Consider the following 1,210-nt stretch of genomic DNA (forward strand, 5'->3'; position numbering starts at 1 on the left):
TTAACACTGGGATAACTGAAATCAAACGCGTAATTAAGCGTCTTAGCCAAATTGGCATTCTCATATGAATGAATCCCTCCATAATTACTTGTCCAGTTAAAGTTCCGGTAATCGTTGAATTTTGTCCAGAAGCTAGTAACGCGACTGCGAATAATGTAGAAAGAAGACCTGATTTTGCAACGGTGATTAAAATTCCGTTACTCAATGTATCCGAATTTGATAAAGCCTCATACAACCCAAAGAATGATGGATCTTTCACTGCCCCTGTTTTAAAAACAGCAACTCCCATTATGAGCAATAAGGAGTTAACAAAAAAAGCGAGAGTCAATTGAATGTTAGAATCCCATGTTGAAAATCGTACAGCATTGGCGATTTCATCTTCATCCGTACGATTTATCTTTCGAGTCTGAGACACAGCCGAATGTAGATATAAATTATGAGGCATAACGGTTGCACCAATAATCCCTAATGCACCAGTTAAAGGCGTTTGACCACCAATTGAATGTGTAGAGGAGAACGTTTCACCAGTCGGAACCAATCCTTTAAGTACATCCCCCCAATTAGGATCAGACAACGCTACTTGATAAACAAACACAAAAAGAATTACAAAAATCAAACAGACAACTATTGCTTCAATTTTTCTAAAACCAACTTTCGTTAACAACAATAATATTAAAACATCAAATACCGTAATAAAGACTGCGACGACAAGCGGAATATTAAAAAGTAAATAAAGAGCAATTGATGCGCCAATTACTTCCGCAATATCTGTTGCCATAATCGCTAATTCCGTTAAAATCCATAAAATGATTCCTAGTTTTTTACTCGTTCTCGCTCGAATTGCTTGAGCTAAATCCATTTGACTAACAATTCCCAATTTAGCAGCCATATATTGTAATAGCATTGCAATTAAACTAGACATTAAAATGACCGACATTAATAAATACTGGAAGTTTTGCCCACCCGTAATCGAAGTAGACCAGTTGCCTGGATCCATATATCCCACAGCAACTAATGCTCCCGGTCCAGAATAGGCGAACAGGGTTTTCCAAAAGCCTTTGCCTTTGGGTACCTCGACAGTTCCGTCCGACGCACACCCGCGCGTCGCCCAGCGGCAGCGAGTACACCGCCCGCACACCGGCACCGGTGGCCTCCTCGGCGAAGACGGGCCAGCGGCCCGCGTCGGCGCCCCGCGTCAGGTCCCAGGCGA

General features: G+C 42.0%; 1 protein-coding gene. It reads right to left on the reverse strand.

What is annotated here, in order from left to right; translation table 11 throughout:
* Window positions 1-1,144, reverse strand: a 1,144-nt coding sequence (locus tag ABZS58_RS51425) for an Nramp family divalent metal transporter (RefSeq protein ID WP_354792162.1), incomplete at its 3' end; no start/stop codon positions are given.
* Between the last annotated feature and the right edge of the window lie 66 nt (window positions 1,145-1,210).

The organism is Dactylosporangium sp. NPDC005555 (assembly GCF_040605635.1).
Taxonomy (GTDB): Bacteria; Actinomycetota; Actinomycetes; order Mycobacteriales; family Micromonosporaceae; genus Dactylosporangium.